Annotated in this window: 15 protein-coding genes and 1 pseudogene; 8 read left to right on the forward strand and 8 right to left on the reverse strand. The window is 41.9% G+C overall.

Features of this window, described 5'->3' with window-relative positions:
* Positions 1 to 20: 20 nt before the first annotated feature.
* Positions 21 to 1,088 (reverse strand): hypothetical protein, encoded by a 1,068-nt coding sequence (locus MF4640_RS02725; RefSeq protein WP_078388614.1) that lies wholly within the window; start codon positions 1,086 to 1,088, stop codon positions 21 to 23.
* 76 nt (positions 1,089 to 1,164) lie between these two features.
* Positions 1,165 to 2,406 (reverse strand): L,D-transpeptidase family protein, encoded by a 1,242-nt coding sequence (locus MF4640_RS02730; RefSeq protein ID WP_078388615.1) that lies wholly within the window; start codon positions 2,404 to 2,406, stop codon positions 1,165 to 1,167.
* Positions 2,407 to 2,608: 202 nt separating this feature from the next.
* Here MF4640_RS02730 and hemE point away from each other — a divergent pair, with 202 nt between their 5' ends.
* From hemE to MF4640_RS02755, 5 genes are all read left to right on the forward strand, one after another.
* Positions 2,609 to 3,679 carry a uroporphyrinogen decarboxylase gene (gene hemE / locus MF4640_RS02735; protein ID WP_078388616.1) on the forward strand — a complete coding sequence of 357 codons (1,071 nt, stop codon included), beginning with the start codon at positions 2,609 to 2,611 and terminating at the stop codon, positions 3,677 to 3,679.
* A 36-nt stretch (positions 3,680 to 3,715) separates the two neighbouring features.
* Positions 3,716 to 4,513, forward strand: a complete 798-nt coding sequence (locus MF4640_RS02740; RefSeq protein ID WP_171263843.1) for a DUF817 family protein — start codon at positions 3,716 to 3,718, stop codon at positions 4,511 to 4,513.
* Between the two features lie 146 nt (positions 4,514 to 4,659).
* A complete protein-coding gene (locus MF4640_RS02745) occupies positions 4,660 to 5,130 on the forward strand; it encodes a DUF3015 family protein (RefSeq protein WP_004695672.1) in 471 nt (156 codons plus the stop codon).
* 69 nt (positions 5,131 to 5,199) lie between these two features.
* Positions 5,200 to 7,083, forward strand: coding sequence for a DUF4105 domain-containing protein (locus MF4640_RS02750; protein WP_078388618.1), 1,884 nt, complete (start codon positions 5,200 to 5,202; stop codon positions 7,081 to 7,083).
* A gap of 196 nt (positions 7,084 to 7,279) precedes the next feature.
* On the forward strand, positions 7,280 to 8,656 hold the full coding sequence (locus tag MF4640_RS02755) for a diguanylate cyclase (RefSeq protein WP_078388619.1): 1,377 nt from the start codon (positions 7,280 to 7,282) through the stop codon (positions 8,654 to 8,656).
* Positions 8,657 to 8,712: 56 nt separating this feature from the next.
* On the opposite strand, the gene MF4640_RS02760 is transcribed toward MF4640_RS02755, so the two are convergent.
* The 6 genes and pseudogenes from MF4640_RS02760 to MF4640_RS02785 all read right to left on the reverse strand — a co-directional run bounded on the left by MF4640_RS02760 (position 8,713) and on the right by MF4640_RS02785 (position 13,655).
* Positions 8,713 to 9,072 (reverse strand): cupin domain-containing protein, encoded by a 360-nt coding sequence (locus tag MF4640_RS02760; RefSeq protein WP_004695678.1) that lies wholly within the window; start codon positions 9,070 to 9,072, stop codon positions 8,713 to 8,715.
* A gap of 86 nt (positions 9,073 to 9,158) precedes the next feature.
* The gene (gene folE / locus MF4640_RS02765) at positions 9,159 to 9,707 is read right to left on the reverse strand and encodes a GTP cyclohydrolase I FolE (RefSeq protein WP_171054237.1); all 549 of its coding nucleotides are present in this window, start codon (positions 9,705 to 9,707) and stop codon (positions 9,159 to 9,161) included.
* Between the two features lie 93 nt (positions 9,708 to 9,800).
* Complete coding sequence (locus MF4640_RS02770) at positions 9,801 to 10,487, reverse strand: Smr/MutS family protein (RefSeq protein WP_004695682.1); 687 nt, start codon at positions 10,485 to 10,487, stop codon at positions 9,801 to 9,803.
* Positions 10,488 to 10,739: 252 nt separating this feature from the next.
* A complete protein-coding gene (locus MF4640_RS02775) occupies positions 10,740 to 11,549 on the reverse strand; it encodes an SDR family NAD(P)-dependent oxidoreductase (protein ID WP_078388620.1) in 810 nt (269 codons plus the stop codon).
* 41 nt (positions 11,550 to 11,590) lie between these two features.
* Positions 11,591 to 13,225: pseudogene (locus MF4640_RS02780) on the reverse strand (long-chain fatty acid--CoA ligase).
* Positions 13,226 to 13,295: 70 nt separating this feature from the next.
* Positions 13,296 to 13,655, reverse strand: a complete 360-nt coding sequence (locus MF4640_RS02785; protein ID WP_264754352.1) for a 2,4'-dihydroxyacetophenone dioxygenase family protein — start codon at positions 13,653 to 13,655, stop codon at positions 13,296 to 13,298.
* Positions 13,656 to 14,145: 490 nt separating this feature from the next.
* Between MF4640_RS02785 and MF4640_RS19660 the strand changes: the two genes are divergently transcribed.
* From MF4640_RS19660 to MF4640_RS19670, 3 genes are read left to right on the forward strand one after another with little or no spacing between them, the layout of a single operon-like run.
* Complete coding sequence (locus tag MF4640_RS19660) at positions 14,146 to 14,979, forward strand: AAA family ATPase (RefSeq protein WP_227518615.1); 834 nt, start codon at positions 14,146 to 14,148, stop codon at positions 14,977 to 14,979.
* A complete protein-coding gene (locus MF4640_RS19665) occupies positions 14,961 to 15,530 on the forward strand; it encodes a hypothetical protein (protein ID WP_227518616.1) in 570 nt (189 codons plus the stop codon). The genes MF4640_RS19660 and MF4640_RS19665 overlap by 19 nt, the downstream gene beginning before the upstream one ends.
* A gap of 14 nt (positions 15,531 to 15,544) precedes the next feature.
* A complete protein-coding gene (locus tag MF4640_RS19670; protein ID WP_264754353.1) occupies positions 15,545 to 16,801 on the forward strand; it encodes a LuxR family transcriptional regulator in 1,257 nt (418 codons plus the stop codon).
* Positions 16,802 to 16,826 lie beyond the last annotated feature (25 nt).

Genomic DNA, 16,826 nt, shown 5'->3' on the forward strand with positions numbered 1-16,826 from the left:
TTAAACACAACATTGCAGCCTTAGTTTAAATCACAATACCGTACGCGGAAATCTTTCCAGACGTAGTTTTTGCCCTGCGCATATTCAGCTAAAAATTGTTGATGTAGCTTCGGCTGCTGTTGCATCCAGTTATTGCCCCATTTCACACCGAGTGGAGCCGCTTTGTCCTTAAAAACAAAATAGTCATCAAGGCAAGTACTGCTTTCAACGGAGAGTGGTACATTTTGATCATCGAGATAATTTTCATAATTAATAGAGTTCGGTGAATTCTTTAAGAACACTTTGTCACTGGCGGTGAGCAGAATTTTTTGTTCAAAGTGCTTCAATTGACCTTGTTTGTATTCATAACGGGTTTCAATGTTATAAGGATGCACGGTTTGGTAGTCGCCCGGGGACTTGGTACTGTATTCAAGTATTGCATTATTATAATCTGATAAGTCTTCATCCCATTTGGGGCCAAAACTCATTCCATCTTCAATGATTGGAGCCACAAATTGCACGCGGTGGAGCTGTTTGCCATTCGTGTCGATTTCAATAATTTCATAGCTGTATCGGTAGCGATTGTTGGCATAGATGGCGTTCATGGCCGCATTGGCTTTTAACTCTGTAGGAGTATAGGCATAGCGAGTACGAAAAATCAGTGCGAGATGCTTCGCGACGGGCATAATCGAAAACAGCTCATGATCTTTGACTGTATTGTCGAGTTGAGGCTGTAGGGTGATTTTTTCTCGATTTTCAGCATAAGCCTCGCCTATTGAAAAAACTGCCGAGTGGGGCTGGTTTAAATAAAGTAGTTTAGGCTTTGCTCCTGTTCGAATCGCGTAATAGTGAATCGGAGATTTACCTGCGATGACGTAATAGCGTGCATTCAAAAGTGGCTCTCTGAGACTATCTTGCTCTGGAATGTATTGGGGATGGCGGATTTTTTCATGATCATCCAGACTCTCAAATGGATGGTCAGATTCCACCGCATAAGCAGAAGCATCCACGCTGGTCACGATTTCTTCATCTAATTCAGCAAAGCTATAAGTTGAGACAGATAGTAAGCAGGCTACGGGCAGTATTATTTTTAAAGCGTTCATCGTCATTTTTATATTGCTGTAATTGAAAAAAAGGTGCTCTCAAGAGAGCACCTTTTATAGCGTAAATACCTTAGAAAGCCAATTATTCTAAGAATTTAACCGTAACACCTGACTTCACTTTTTTGCCAAGATCATTGGCATCCCAGTTGGTCAAACGGATACAACCGTGTGATGCTGTTTTAGAAATAGCAGAAGGGTTTGGTGTGCCATGAATACCAAATGATTTTTTGCTTAAACCAATCCAGATATTCCCTACAGGACCATTCGGACCCGGTGGTAGAGAAAGTGGTTTTAAGTTTTTGCCCTGTACAAAGTTACTTGGCGAGTAGCTATACCATGGATTTGGCGCAACACCAGTGACTTTATAAGTACCCGTTGGAGACGGAGTGTCTGAGCTACCAATGGTTGCAGGGAAAGAACCGATCATTTGGTTGCGGCTGTTAAATAAATACAGCTGTTTTGCACCTTTATGTGCAACGATCAAATGAATGTCTTCTGGCACTTCATTGCGGATATTGGCCACAATAATTTTTTCGCCCGCTTTTTTGAAGGTTGCTTTTGGATTTAACTTCTGCAAGAAGTCTTCATCCATATGGAACTTTTCACCCAACATTTCAGTTACGCGAGTGTAATACAAACCTTTCATTTTGGATTGTAGTGCATAATCGCGTGGAATTGATGCGGCATAAGGACCTTTTAGGTCTGCTTCGGTAATGCTGTATTCAATAAATGCGGGCTTAGAACCTTGACTTGCCAGTAGAGCATCCCAAGTTTCTTTGGTTAGGGTACCTGTTGCTTTTAAACCGCTCATTTGCTGGAACGAAGCAATGGCTTTGAGGGTGTTTTTACCGCTCATGCCATCAATTGCACCCGGAGACGCGTGTGCATTATTCAGCATAACGTGAGCACGTGCATAGACAGGGAATTGGCCTTTACCAATGTTGTCGAACCATTCTGCACTGTTTAAACCATTCAATGTCCACGATGCTTTTGCTGCAGCAGAATTGGTCGTCGTGGTGGTCGGTGCAGGGGGGGGGGTGCTTGGTGCAGCACCAACGTCAGCGGTTTTATCTTCAGATTGTTCAAGTTGATCTAAAGTTTGCGAAGCTTGGTTTAAGTCTGCTTGTTCTTTTGCTGTAATTTGGCTGTTTGCAACCGCAGTAGAAGCTGAAGCGACATCTGTTGCTAAAGGATCAATAGGATCTTGAACTGAAGTATCAATGATCTTTTTTGGCGTCAAGGGTTGTTCAGTAGTAGATGCAGCAAACGCTGTACCAGCAAGAATGCAACTTAAACTCATCGCGAGTATTGTGCGAACGAACATGTAATTCAACCTTAAGAATTATTCATTTACAAAGTAAAAACTAGTGAAGTATTACAGAAAAAAGATGGAGATGCAGTATTTGTTTTGTGTAAATATTCGTTTGCATCTTTGTCCCGATCGAATTTTAGTGTTATGAGAAGTTATTAAAAATTCGACCTTTTTGTTATGATGGTGGGCAAATTTAATTGAGATGGGAAAGTAAATGACGACGCTTAAAAATGATCGTTTTCTACGTGCTTTATTACGTGAACCTGTAGATACCACACCCGTCTGGATGATGCGTCAAGCAGGGCGTTATTTACCTGAATATCGTGCAACCCGTGCTCAAGCGGGTGATTTCCTTTCGCTGTGTAAAAATAACGAATTCGCTTGTGAAGTGACTTTACAGCCTTTACGTCGTTATGAGCTCGACGCTGCCATTTTATTTTCAGATATTTTAACTGTGCCCGATGCTTTGGGTTTAGGGCTTTATTTTGAAGCTGGGGAAGGGCCTAAATTTCATAAAACGGTTCGTACTGAACAAGATGTAGCGAATTTACCTAAGTTTAATTCCGCGTCTGATCTCGACTATGTGATGAATGCAGTCAAGACGATCCGTTCAGCGCTTGGCGGCCAAGTGCCTTTAATTGGTTTTTCAGGCAGTCCTTGGACGCTAGCAACTTATATGGTTGAAGGTGGTTCGAGCAAAGATTTCCGTTTCACCAAGCAAATGATGTATGCGCAACCCGAAGTTTTACATGCGCTGCTCGATCGTTTGGCTGACGCAGTGATTGACTATCTAAATGCGCAAATTGATGCCGGTGCTCAAGCCGTACAGATTTTTGATAGCTGGGGCGGAGCATTGGCGCACCGTGAATATTTAGAATTTTCTTTAAAATACATGCAAAAAATTGTTGCAGGTTTAAAACGTGAAAATGAAGGACGTAAAGTCCCAGTCATTTTATTCACCAAAGGTGGTGGTCAATGGTTAGAGCCAATGGTGGCAACAGGGGCGGATGCTTTCGGTCTAGATTGGACTACGCCATTAAATGTGGCTCGCCAAACGGTGGCTGGCCGTGCGGCACTACAAGGTAACTTAGACCCTGCAACATTATATGGTTCGCATGACACCATCATGAAAGCCACCAAAGCCATGTTAGATGACGCTTATGCAGGCGGTGAGAAAACAGGTTATGTTGCAAACTTAGGTCACGGCATTACTCAGTGGGTTGACCCTGAAAACCCGAAAGCCTTTATTGATACTGTGCATGAATACAGTGCCAAATATCTCTAAGTTTCACAGCTTCAATTCAATTAGGGTTCATGCGTGATCACGATTTTAAAATCATGTTTTGAGTTCTCATCTAAGGCAGCTTCGGCTGCCTTATTTGGGATATTGCTGTTATTGGCTTTTGCGTTCACAGCCAGTATGGGAAGTCAGGAATATTGCGGCTTTTTCCGTTATGACTATCTATTGTTTTATGCCGTGCTGATTCAAGTTTGTCTGCTGTATTTAAAACTTGAGTCTTGGGCCGAGGCCAAAGTGATTGCATTATTTCATGTGATGGCAATGGTGATGGAAATCTTTTTGACTCATCCGCAAATTGCATCTTGGCAGTATCCGCATCCCGCCGTGTTTAAAATTTTAACAGTGCCTTTGTTTGCAGGTTTTATGTATTCGGCTGTGGGCAGTTTTTTTGCGCGTTCATTACGTCTTTATCATGTTTCTTTTCAGCACTTGCCCCGTTTCTCCGCCATGCTAACCTTGGCGGTGTTGTCTTATATCAACTTTATGTCCAAATTTTTTGTTCCCGATATTCGCTATCTTTTGTTTGGGTGGAGCATAGTGCTATTTTGGAAAACCAAGATTGGCTTTGAATTACAGCAGCACCGTTTTCAACTGCCGATGTTACCCGTACTTTTACTGTTGGCTTTTATTATTTGGATTGCGGAAAATATCAGTACGTTTTACCAAATCTGGTTGTACCCAAGTCAAGTCGATGCATGGCATATGGTCGGTTGGGGTAAGTTGGGTTCTTGGTATTTATTGCTACTGCTCAGTCTGGTGTTGGTGCTAAAGATTTTAGGGAAACGAGATCTACGTGGCAGTTGGTCCTTATACCGCTAAAGCACATTTTTAAATATTCACTTCACTTTAGTATAAATTGTTTTGCGTTATGCGCTTGTTACCGCTATCTTACAAGGGTGTAGCTCAAAATACACACAATAGGAACAATAAAAATACTCGGAGATAATCGAGTCTGGAGAAACCTTATGTTGAAAAAAATAGCATTGGCTGCGGTTTTGGCTGTTGGTTCTACCGCTACATTTGCAGATAATGACGTCGGTTGTGGTATTGGTTCACAAATTTGGGCTGGACAGTCTGGTAAAGTCGCTAAAATTTTAGCGGGTACAACCAATGGTCTTTTTGCTAACCAACTTTTCGGTATTACCTTTGGTACTTTAGGTTGTAGCGGTACAGGTACAGTGACTGCTCAGGCAGTAACATTTACCAACGAAAATGCGGAAGCATTGGCGCGTGATATGGCAGTCGGTGAGGGCGAAAGTCTAAATGTACTGGCTGAATTACTGAACATCCAGTCTGAAGATAAAGCACGTTTCTTTGAAGTGTCTAAACAAAACTTCGCAAAAATCTATTCAGCTGAAAACCAAGATGCGCTTCAAGTATTAGCATCTTTACAAGCAGTCATGGCAACGGATAGCGTATTAAAAGCATACGTTTAATTGCACCATAAAACCCTGCCATTCAGGCAGGGTTTTTCATATCTAAAAAAGAAGAATAGCTAACACTGCATGAAATCTGTTGTCCTCCTCTTTAGTGTGCTATTCAGCACCAGCATCTTTGCTCAAGCACCTAGCTCAGCAGAGTTTTATATTGAAAAAGCACAGCAGCTGAAGCTAGCCTCAAATGTGACTTGGCAACGTTTAATGTATGCCAACGCTTCAGGACAAAGTGAAGTCACTTATCGCCCATTTTTTTATAGCGAACACGGACAAACTCAGCTCAAACAAGAGCTTGATGCCAATATTGCAGCACTTTTTACCCCAGCCGAAGCCAATCAATCGATTCAGTGTCGCTTTCCGGCACGTTCAAAATGGCTCATAGGACAACTGAATATTGCATCAAACCAACTGCCTAAAGCTTCATGTCCTGAGTTGGATGAGTGGCTTGGGCAAATTAAGCCGTATAAGGCGACTTTAATTTACGCCACGGACTTTATGGGCAATCCCAGTTCGATGTTTGGGCATACCCTGTTAAGGCTCGATCCTAAAGACCAAAAACAGCTGAGCTTAGTCTCTTATGCAGTGAATTATGCAGCGACAGTGGCCAATAGTGACAGCTTTTCTTTTGCATGGAAGGGCTTAACCGGGCAGTACCCAGGTGAGTACTCACTCATGCCGTACTATCGAAAAGTGAAAGAATATGGTGATTTGGAAAGCCGCGATTTGTGGGAGTACGAGTTAGCCCTGACGCCAGAAGAAACCAAAACCATGGTTGAGCATATTTGGGAACTCAAGCATGTGCAATTTCCTTACTATTTTATCAGTGATAACTGTGCCTATCGGTTACTGGGTTTAATTGATTTGGTGCGCCCTGAGGTCAACCTACAAAAACAATTTAAAACTGCTGCGATTCCTGTTGAGACCATTAAGGCGGTCTATGAAAACCATCTAATAGCAGAGAGTGTTTACCGTCCAGCTTTAGAAACTCAGTTGTTGGCACAAGCCAAACAACACGGACAAGCCTTGGCGGCTGCGGCGCATCAGGTTGCGCAACTTGAACCTGCTCAAATGCAAGATTATTTGAATCGCTATGCGTTGGTGGATCAGGCACGTATTTTAGAAATGGCCTATGACCATGTGTATTTACAGCTAATTGCACAAAAGATTGCGGCAGAAGACGCCCAACCGCGTATTCGACAACTGCTGGGTTTGCGGAGTCAGATTGACTTGGAAAAGCAACGTCAAGTGGTCGAAGCGCCAAAAGTAGATCCGGTAAAAGGCCACCATGCGCGAACCGTTCAGTTTGAAGCGGGTGAAATACAAGGTGACACTTATTTCCGACTGAGCCATCGTCAGGCCTATCATGACTTGATTGACCCACAAGGCGGTTTCCGTTTGGGTACACAGCTTAAGTTTCTAGAAGGCAGTCTCGAATACCGTGATGATCGACTAAAACTGCAAGAACTAAATGTGCTGGAGGTCAATGCCTACAGTCCACTGACTGCCTTTAAAACACCATTAAGCTGGGGTTTTAACATGGGTTGGCAACAAGAGGCACTAAATCGAGATGGTGCATTTAGTGAACAGGATCAACACGGTGTATTCAATCTATCCAGTCAGTTTGGCTATAGTGTGGCAGATCAAGAGCATCAACATTTATGCTATGCACAATTGCAAAATCATATTCAAGCAGGCAAAGCTTTAGACCGAGGTTGGCGCGTGGGACTTGGGCCAACGGTAGGCTGCCAGAACATCTGGAGCGAACATATCAATAGTTTGGTACAGGTCGAGCTGCCATATTGGGAAGATAGCCATCAATGGCAAGTCAGACTGAATACTCAGTTGCAATATTTATTCAATCAGCAAAATGCGTTGAGGCTTCATTGGCAGTATCAACAGCAAAAAGGCAAAGATTGGGATCAGACGGGTTTGAGTTATCTCCATTTCTTTTAGTTCGATCCTCTTTTCAAAGCTCCATTAATGGGGCTTTTTTTTTGAAAATCATTGCTGTTAAAACAACCAAATGTGAGCCTTACTTTTTATAAAGTGCTGCAAATGAAAGCTGATGGTGAAAATAAGTATTGAAATTTGTTATATTAATCACATAAATGTCTAGTAAGTCTCAAAAATATATAAATAGGTAAGTTTTATGAATGATGAATGCATGGCTAAATTGGCCGAGCAATGGGGGAAAATTTGCCAACATTATTCAGTGAATGATCACGTTAAAGCGCAAAATTTTATTCAGCAGCATTCGTCTGTATTGGTTAATGAATTTTATAGCAATATTGTCTTGGAGCCTGAGGCTGCAGATTTTTTTAAAGATGACATCATTCAACAACGTTTAAAAAACAGTTTAAACCAATGGCTCATTGAAAGTTTCGACGTAGCTGTGAATGAAGCTTATTATGCAGCAGTTGAAAAACAACAAAAAGTTGGTCAGGTACATGCGCGGGTGGGCATTCCTTCTTGGTTGATCATGCGCGGTATTCGTGAGATTGAGAACAAGATCTTGGAACTCTTGGCTGAACTTCCGCTAGAAAATAACCACCACATGCTGAGTTATATGCTGCAAATTATGGGCTTTGCGACAGAAATCATGTGCAGATCCTATGAAGCCAATACTGAGCGAAGCCACGAAGTTAAGCATAGCTATCGTTTATTTTCTGCAATGCAAGATGTCGCGGTACAAAAAGATAAGCAGCGCAGCATTTTACTCGACTGGGAAAATGAGTTGATGTTCAAAGTCTTCTCCGAGCATCCGCAGTTGCAACACATTGCTTTGTCTAAGTCAGAATTTGGTCTATGGTTTGTGCATAAAGCAGCGTATGCCTTTACGGGTGCAGAGCAGGTGGAGACCATTATCAGGCTAATTCAACAGGTCGATACTCTCAATTTTGACGTGCTCGACTGTCAGGATCAGGCTCGGAAGGTGGAACGCATTCAGGAAATTCGTGATGTGAACCGACAGATTCAGCATTTGGTCGATCAACTGTTTCAAGTGACTGAATATATAGATTCAGGCAATGACTCGCTGACTCAGCTGTTAAACCGTCGTTATTTAAGTACGATTGTGTCGCGTGAAATTAATTTTGCCCGTAAAAATGATGCAGCGCTGAGCCTATTGGCAATCGACGCAGATTATTTCAAACGTATCAACGATAAATATGGGCATACCGCAGGGGACTTGGCACTGCGTTTTATTGCTGAAGTCTTGTTAGATGTAGCGAAGGGTAGTGACTATGCCTTCCGTGTCGGTGGAGAAGAGTTCTTATTGCTGTTGGTCGACAGTGATCTCACGCGTGCTTTACAAATCGCTGAAACGATTCGCATGCGGATACAAGAAACCCCAATTCGTACCGCTCATGGGCAAAGTTTTAGTTTTACCGTCAGTATTGGCTGTACGGTTTATAATGGTCATCCTGACTATCAACGCTTTTTAGACACTGCCGATTCGGCACTCTATGCAGCCAAAAATAAAGGGCGTAACTGTATTCATGTGACTGAAAAAGTCCTGAGTGTTTAAATCTCAGACTTAAACACGAACTGTTCTAAGACGTTTCAAATCGGTTGTTGAGGTGCTTATACCTCAACAATCACATAGTATTTTTTTACAGCTTCAATCACTTCAAATGTGCCGATAAAACTCGGTGGAATAATTCCTGCCTGACCTGCTTTGACTTCAATGAAGTTTTGAGTGTGGGCATCATGAATACGGATGCAGCCTTCCATCACTTGAAAGAATTCTTGTTTGTTGTCAGCAAATTGAATATTCCATGAGCCAACTTCACAGTGCCAAATCCCGCAGCCCATGTGTGGATGCTCGTACAGATTATAGGTCAAGCGCTGTGGGTTACCTTGAACTAAACGGTCTGAACGTGGAAAATCAATACTCTGTTCGCCTTGGGTCAAACCATGACCTGCTAACCAAATTGCTGACATTGCGTATTCCTCTAAACAAAAAATGAATCGTTCAATGATATATGCATAAAAAAAGCCCCAACAGAGGTTGAGGCTTTATGTTTCAATTAATAGCTTTCAGGGACTGCACTTAAAAACTCACGACGCTCTTCTTTATTGGTTTTAAAGTCACCAATAAAGGAAACGGTACGTGTAGTCGATTCTTGCTTGCCGACGCCGCGCATCATCATACACATATGTGCAGAATCAATCATAACCGCCACGCCACGTGCACCTGTCACTTCTGCAACCGCTTCTGCAATCTGCTGCGTCAGATTTTCTTGAATCTGTAGACGACGTGCAAACATTTCGGTGATGCGTGCAAATTTAGAGAGTCCAAGGACATTGCCTTCAGGTAAATACGCAATATGTACGCGACCATAAAAAGGCAATAAATGGTGTTCACAGAGTGAATAAAATTCGATATTTTTAACCAGCACCATTTCACGGTTGTCCGATGGGAACACCGCATTATTGGTCACTTCTTCTAAGCTTTTGCTATAACCAGACGTTAAATACGAAAAAGCTTTAGCAGCACGCATAGGCGTATCGAGGAGACCTGGACGGGTTAGGTCTTCACCAACGGCAGTTAAGATGTTAGCGTAGGATTGCTGCATAGACATAAGACGTGTTCACTTACACTGATATTGAACAAGGACGGCATTGTAGCAGAAAACTATTCCAATGCCTTATTTTGGACAAAAATCCGATTACTGTTTAAACTTTGGGTTCTTTTCAGCACGTTTTAGCAACACTAAAACTGCACCTGTGCCACCTTGTTTCTCTGGTGCACTCACAAAAGCCAATACATCGCGGTGTTGACGCAGCCAACCATTCACATATGTTTTTAAAATGGCTTCTGGACCTTTGCCGTGTACAATTTTAATGACATTTTGATTTTCATCTTTGGCCATTTGAATGACTTGTAAAACTGCGACACGGGCTTCTTCAACGGTGCAACCATGCAAGTCGACTGCTTCAAACCAACGAATGTTACCCGCTTTTAAATCTTCAAATACTTTGTGTTGCAGCGTAGCAATGCGATAACTGAGCGCGGCTTGGCTCGCAACAGGGTTGAGCATCGCTTGAGTATCGGACAGCTCAGTTGCATCGGTATGCATAGGGCCTTCAGCCGCTGCACGTTTTGCTAAAGTTTGTGCATCGATTTTTTTCTTTGGATTTTTTTCTATTTTGGCAATGTTCGCGGTCTCCATCTTTTGGACACCTTGCATTTGCTTTTGAAACAACGCGAAATCATCTTCTGGCTCGGGCGGAGCAACTTGAGCTTGGGCCTCAGACTGTTTGATGGCAGTCGAATGCGGATTGGTGATTTGCTTTTTAAAGTCTTTCAGTAAATTAAACTGTTCTTTAGAAAGCGATGAATCATGTTTGCTCATAGTGTCAGAAAAATACGCAAAATAAGAAATTAGGCGATAATTATAGTCTGATTTTCCCTATATTTGAACTGAATTGCATTCATAGAGATTTGCAAAAAATTGCATATCAAATGGCTAATAGTATTCTGCGGGGTGCTCAAGAGAACTGCTGTTCTGTAAGAACTTAAAATGATTGAACCCGAGCAACCATTCTATCTAGATAGACAAATGATGTACTCGGGTTCAGGTTTGGCATGCTAAGTCAGTCGTGACTTAACTTGCACGTAAAGTACGGATGATTTTATCCAGTTTTTTATCGATTTGGTTACGATAAAGGTCAGGCAAGACACGCGAAAGTTTGGCAAGAATACGTGCTTGAGTACTTGGAATAATCATAAATTGGGATGAGAAAATGCCGCTGTAAATTTCCTGACAGGCCTTCTCTAGTGGGAGGCTGCCGCCAAGTTGTTTTAATGCCGCTGTGACTGGTGAACCATTTTTACGTTCGTCAAATACCATCGGTGTTTCAATTTCTGGCGGGCAAACCACGGCAACTTTAATTTTCTGACTACGCAGTTCCATACGTAGCACTTCAGCCAAACCGACCACGCCAAATTTAGATGAGCAGTAACCCGTATAACCATAACAACCGACCAAGCCCGCTGCTGATGCAACTAAAACCAGTTTTGGTGATTTGCCTTGTTGAACCGCCTGCTTGAGATGCGGTAAGGCAGCATGGGCTACATTACGGCTACCGACTAGGTTGATATTAATTTGTCGTAAATATTCTTCAGAAGTCATGTCTTCAAATGATTTTGCAATTGCAATGCCTGCTGAGTTAATCAACAAATCTGGTGTGCCGAATGCAGCCACTGCTTCAGCAAATTTTGCCTCCATTGTACTTTCATTTTGTACATCGACTTCAAAACCACAGACAGCAGGAGAACGCTTTTGCAAATCAGCAACCACTTGTTCAATCCCAGCATGGGCAAAAATACACACTTGGAAGTTGTCTTTGAGTAAACGTTTAGTCAACTCAAGGCCGATACCGCTACTGCCGCCTGTCACCCAAGCTGTTTTCATCTTCTTCACATCAATATCCTTTTGAATGTTTTGAATGAGCCTTAAACGACTTCGTCTTGAAGTAGAACATGACCAAATTGTTTGCGGAGTTCTACTTTCACAATTTTACCTGTACCGTTGATTGGCAGTGCATCTACAAAAATCACCACGTCAGGAATCTGCCAGCGGGCAATCTTATTATCAAAGTAAGCCAGCACTTCTTCTTCAGTCAGTGTTGAGTTTTCCTGTTTTACGGCAATCAAAATTGGGCGCTCATCCCATTTTGGATGACGTGCTGCAATAGCAGCTGCCATGCGAATTTCAGGGTGACCTACGGCAATATTTTCAAGTTCAACCGAAGAAATCCATTCACCGCCCGATTTGATTAAGTCTTTGGCACGGTCGCAAATGGTCATATAACCGTCTGCATTTAATGTTGCAATATCGCCTGTATCGAACCAACCATCTGCTGTGGTGGCACTTTTTTCTTGGTTGAAATAATGATCGACAATCCAAGGGCCACGAATTTGTAAATTCCCTTGAGTATGACCATCATTAGCTAAGACTTGATTGGTGCTTTCATCAACGATACGTAATTCAACACCAAAAGGTGGACGACCTTGGGTTAAGCGTAACTTTTCAAAGTCTTCAGCACTCAACGTGGCATGTTTTGCTTTCGGTTGGTTCGCTGTTCCCAGTGGACTGGTTTCAGACATTCCCCATGCATGAATGGTGTCGCAAGCATAGTTGTTTTTGAAATCACGAATAATCGACGGTGGGCATGCAGCGCCACCCACGACATTACGGTTCATACTTTCTAAAGTTGTCCCACGTTTTTTCGCAGCTGCAAGTAAGCCTTGCCAGATGGTGGGAACACCTAAAGCCACAGTAACTTTATAGTTGTCTATCAGGTCAACAAGGCTGTCACCATCTAGATTTGGTCCCGGTAAAACCACGCTACTACCGACCATAGCTGCGGCATATGGCACACCCCATGCATTGACATGGAACATTGGAACAACAGGCATGACCACATCATTTGCCGACAGGTTTAATGAGTCTGGCAAGCTAATTGCCATGGTGTGTAATAGGGTAGAGCGGTGGCTATACAGTACGCCTTTCGGATTACCTGTTGTGCCTGAGGTATAACATAAAGAACTTGGGGTTTCTTCGCCGAATTGCGGCCAGTTAAATTCAGCAGATTGGTTTTGAATTAAATCATCATAGAAAATAACATCTGGAAGTGCTGCAATGACTTTTTCATCACGTGCACCGTAACAGATAAATTTTTCAACGGTTGGTACTTTGCCTTGGATTGCGACAATTAACGGTAGAAAAGTTGAATCAAAGAAAATCGCTTTATCTTGTGCATCGTTAATAATGAACACCAGTTATTCTGGGAATAAGCGAGGGTTGATGGTGTGGCAAACATAACCACTCCCTGAAATAGCATACCAAGATTCTAAATGACGGTGGTTGTTCCACGCGATTGTTGCAAGACGATCACCTTGATTAAGATTAAATGACGTGAAAGCATTGGCTAAACGTTTGCTATTCTGTTGGACCTGTAACCAATTGGTGGTGGTCATTTGACCATTTACTTCACGTGAAAAAATAGAAGTATCTGCGTGGTACTTTGCTGCATGCTCGATTAAGTTACTAATCAATAAAGATTGGTGCATCATTTTGCCAAACATTTCATTCATCCTTGGTGACTATTTTTCTAATAAAAAAGGCTATTAGCCGAAGCCAAAAGCCTTTTGGAATTTATTTGTCGCTAAATACAACATCCGAACCCGGTTTAATATAACGCGGCATTTTTTGCCCTGTATGTTCAGCCACGACGTGAAGGGTGCGCTCGATCCAACCTGCATCCATAATAAACATCAGTGAATCATCATCATTTAAGTTGACGTTCGCGCCATTAATGACCATGAACCCTTCAGCACCTTCTGGGGTTGCTAAAGTATGGATCGAACCTGCTGGTTCAAATAAATAGCTGCCAGCCGTTTGAACATCTTCAGGATATTCGACATAATGCCATGAACCTGCTGTTGTATAGAAATGTACAACACCGGTATGGAAGTGACGTGGAAGGAAGTATAGTACCTGGTTCAAAACGGGCATGAATGACCCAGACGCCATTATCAGGGTCTAAAAAGTAAGGCGTGACATGCACACCCGGTAGTGCATTTTTGATTTCGCCATCTTTGATGTTAATCGTTAATAATCGATCCTGATGTTTAACTGATTGTGCGATGCTCATGACAAACTCCTTATATATCTTTGATTTAGAATATGATATGAGATATCAATACCTAAGATTTCCTTGAGCTTGAGCATAGCAATGTTTCAAAGATCACAAACCACTCGAAAGAATGGAATTCACATTGTTTGATAAATATGCGAATGAATAGTTTGAGGTTGGGGTATCTGAAAGCATGATTTTGATGCAATTTCACATTGCCTAACTGTAGTTCCCCGACTAATTTATAAGTGTTTTAGACTGGAAAATGGCATAACATGATTGGTTGAGGATGATGTTTTGCCAAATGCAAAATTCAGGGAAATGAACATTGCAGATGAAGTTGAATAAAAAACGATTGGATGAATATACATGCAAGTGTTGAAGACTAAACTCAGTCGTCCGAGCGTGCAAAATGGCAGGGCAATGCAACGTCCCCAACTGTTAAGTCAGATGGTGGACTATTGTCAGTCTTCTTTGGTTTTTATCCACGCCGCGGCGGGTTATGGAAAAACCACACTGATGAATCAACTCTCAGAGTCTCTTTTAGCAAAGGGAAACAAAGTCTGTTGGTTGACCTTGGATGACGATTACAATGATCCGATTCGACTCTATCAATACTTGCGTTTGGCGCTTTTGGATTTAGAACCGCCGCAGTCCCTCTCTTATGGACAGATCTATAAACAACACATCATTGAGCTGACACAAAAAGTTGCAGAAGTGGATGCTGACACTGTTTTATTTATCGATGAGTTTGAAGCATTAACAAACCCAGAATGTTTAAATATCTTTTGGTGGTTGTACCAGTCTTTACCTGAAAATTGTCATTTGGTGATTGCTTCAAGGGTCAAACCCAACTGGAGTTTCGCGAAAGAATATCTACTAGGTCGTTTAAAGTGGGTCACAGAGTCTCAGTTTAGTATCAAACAGCAAGAAAGCAGTGAGCTCATTCAGTTTTTACAACAACAAAACTTTGACCAGCTTGCTTTAAGCACGGAGCTTGCAGAACAACTGATTGATAAAACTGAAGGCTGGTTTACAGGCATTCAGTTCACCAATTTATATTTGAAAGAACATCAAGATATTCATGGCTTTATTCAAAACTTAAGTGGTGCGCACCATCAGATTGTAAATTACCTCAGTGAGCAGGTTTTTTACAACAAGACCCTGAAATTCAGCAATTCTTATTGCAAATTAGTGTACTGAGAAAAATTAATCCAGCTTTGGTCATCGCTTTAACGGGTAATCCTGCTGCACAGCAAATTCTCGATGTCATCAGTCAAAAAGATTTGTTCATTCAAGCGATAGATGAACAGCGTACATGGTATCGCGTGCATCATTTATTTCGAGACTTTTTACAATCGAAGTTTAAACTTTTACAACCTGATGCATATCAGAAAATGCATAGTAAAGCGGCAGAATGGTTCAAACAACAGCGTTATCTGATGGAGGCGATTTATCACGCCCAACAAGCAGAAGATCAGCAGTTGATTTTGTCATTGCTTAACTCGGTGTGTCGTGAACTGATTTTAGAAGGCCGACACTATACTTTCTTGGAGTTGGTCAAACAGATACCAGATTCTGTTTTGGTGCAAAATCCAAATTTGCTCTATGACATTATTTGGACCTTGGTGCTGACCCATCAAGTGACCCTAGCCAATCATTATTTACAGCTCTGGCATAGTGTGGATCAACATGAAACCTTATTACAACATGAGGACCAATTAGGTTTAGCCCCCCTCTCATTGCAGTGTTAGAAGACAAGTTAGATGTGGCTTATAGCTTAGTGCAACAAAACTTAGCACAACTGCCAAGTACCGTTTATTTTGTCCGTGCTCCACTCATAGGAATTGTGGGGTTGTATCACATTTGTTTGGGGCAAATGAGCGAAGCACGAAAGTTGCTGCTACAAACGCGTATTATCTATTTGCAAGGGCATAACCTATATGGTATGGCAATGGTTGATTGTATTGATGCCCTATGTGATTATTTATTAGGAGATTTGACTCTCGCAGCAGAAAAGTTTGCACAAGTTGGACAGAGCGAGGAATATCGTAAATTAGGCTTAGATGATGACAATAAAGCAGCCATTATGAATATTCTGAGCAGCTTTAAAGCAGACTTGTATTATGAAATGAACCAAATGTCGCAAGTCGAAGTTGCATTAATGGACTTTAAGGGCGGCGGTAATCTAGCAATGCCTGATATGGTGATAGTCGGTTATATTTTACAAATGCGACTAGCGACCTTGCATCAAGATCAAAGTGCGATACAAACGTGTTTGCACCAAGCACATACCCGTAGTAGCCAATGGTCATTACCTCGACTCGCACAAACCATACAAGCCTATGTGCAACAATCAAGCCCGCTTTCTGCATTAGCTGATACTGAACAGGCAGCATTTCAGCCGTATTTAAATTTTACGAATTTGCTGCGTGGCGATGATTTAATGCTGGTGCGTCAGCAAATTTTCATGGGGCAAGCCGAGCAAGCTAAAGAATATTTAAGCCAGCAGTTAGCATTTTTTAGGATTTATCCGATACGTTTTGCGCGTGTTCAAATTTTGTTTGCACTGGCCCTGTATCAGCTGAAACAACATGAACAGGCTTTTGAGGCGCTACAACAAGCGCTTGAAACCCTCATGCCGACTCAGGCGGTGCGGGTGATTCTAGATGAAGACCCTTTAATTTGGGATATATTAAGTGGGCTAAGTCAGCATTTAAGTCGACAGAAGCAAAAGCATACAGTTGTGTTATTAGAATATATTCAGCAACTTCAAAAGCTCAATCAAGCTGAAAGCAGTGCTGAAGCTTTGATCGGAAGTTCTGGCCTTGAGGCTTTATCAAAACGTGAAGTCCAAATTTTAGAAAAATTAAGCCGTGGCTGTACTGATGCTGAAATATCCGAGTCGATCTTTTTGTCCATCAATACGGTGAAATGGCATCTGCGTAAAATCTATAACAAGTTGCAGGTCCGCTCTCGAATGGAAGCGGTGAATGAAGCCAAGAAGCAGGGTTTAATTGAGTAATTTAAGATTGAATAATTTTTTATAT

This window comes from Acinetobacter sp. MF4640 (assembly GCF_002018895.1).
Lineage (GTDB): Bacteria > Pseudomonadota > Gammaproteobacteria > Pseudomonadales > Moraxellaceae > Acinetobacter > Acinetobacter johnsonii.